Below are 960 nucleotides of genomic sequence, written 5' to 3'. Positions count from 1 at the left end.
CAGTTTTCAAAGAGCATTTCGCACCGTGTTCAGTGCAGAACTTTAACTTATCACATCTAACTTTCAAAGTCAACAACTTTTTTAACTTTATGTGATTTATTCTACTCGGTTAAACCTGTGTGTTTCGCGAGTAGATTTATAATATAACACATTGTTTTTCATTAATCAAGAGTTTTTTAAACATCATTGAAATAATGGTGCGGTCGGCGAGACTCGAACTCGCACGGGTCGCCCCGCCACCCCCTCAAGATGGTGTGTCTGCCAATTCCACCACGACCGCATGTAAAACGTCTCAGGAGAGGTTCGAACTCCCGACCGTCCGCTTAGAAGGCGGATGCTCTATCCAGCTGAGCTACTGAGACATATTGTAGTTATAAAAAAATGGGGCGATCGATGGGACTTGAACCCACGAGTGCCGGAGCCACAATCCGGTGCGTTAACCCCTTCGCCACGACCGCCATAATGTATGCGTTTTTAAAAATGTTCCTTGGCAGGGGCAGTAGGAATCGAACCCACACCAAAGGTTTTGGAGACCTTCGTTCTACCGTTAAACTATGCCCCTATGGTAGCGGTGGAGGGGATCGAACCCCCGACCTTTCGGGTATGAACCGAACGCTCTAGCCATCTGAGCTACGCCGCCATAATTATACGCAATAAAAAGAAGTGGCGGAGGGAGAGGGATTCGAACCCCCGTGAGCTTGCACTCTAACGGTTTTCAAGACCGCCCCGTTATGACCACTTCGGTATCCCTCCGCAAAAATATGGAGCGGGTGATGGGAATCGAACCCACGCGACCAGCTTGGAAGGCTGGAGTTCTACCATTGAACTACACCCGCTTGAATATGGTGCCGGTGAAGGGACTTGAACCCCCACGGTTTCCCTCACGATTTTGAGTCGCGCGCGTCTGCCATTCCGCCACACCGGCATATTCATTTTGAAACATGGTCGGGAAGACAGGAT

At 49.2% G+C, this 960-nt stretch carries 8 tRNA genes; all 8 read right to left on the bottom strand.

The features are described 5' to 3' along the window. Positions 1-195 precede the first annotated feature (195 nt). Positions 196-280: transfer RNA gene (locus C7R94_RS17865), tRNA-Leu, on the bottom strand. An 8-nt stretch (positions 281-288) separates the two neighbouring features. Beyond that, a tRNA-Arg gene (locus C7R94_RS17860) sits at positions 289-362 on the bottom strand. A 20-nt stretch (positions 363-382) separates the two neighbouring features. Further along, positions 383-458 (bottom strand) — tRNA-His (locus C7R94_RS17855). A 30-nt stretch (positions 459-488) separates the two neighbouring features. Further along, positions 489-562 (bottom strand) — tRNA-Trp (locus tag C7R94_RS17850). Position 563: 1 nt separating this feature from the next. Continuing rightward, positions 564-640 (bottom strand) — tRNA-Met (locus C7R94_RS17845). 24 nt (positions 641-664) lie between these two features. Continuing rightward, a tRNA-Ser gene (locus C7R94_RS17840) sits at positions 665-753 on the bottom strand. Between the two features lie 9 nt (positions 754-762). Next, positions 763-836, bottom strand: a tRNA-Gly gene (locus C7R94_RS17835). Between the two features lie 7 nt (positions 837-843). Continuing rightward, positions 844-925 (bottom strand) — tRNA-Leu (locus C7R94_RS17830). Positions 926-960 lie beyond the last annotated feature (35 nt).

The sequence above is a fragment of the Brevibacillus sp. NRRL NRS-603 genome, from assembly GCF_003013445.1.
GTDB classification, from domain to species: domain Bacteria; phylum Bacillota; class Bacilli; order Brevibacillales; family Brevibacillaceae; genus Brevibacillus; species Brevibacillus formosus.
Note: the sequence above shows the minus strand (reverse complement) of the source record. Positions and strands in the feature narration are given on the sequence as shown.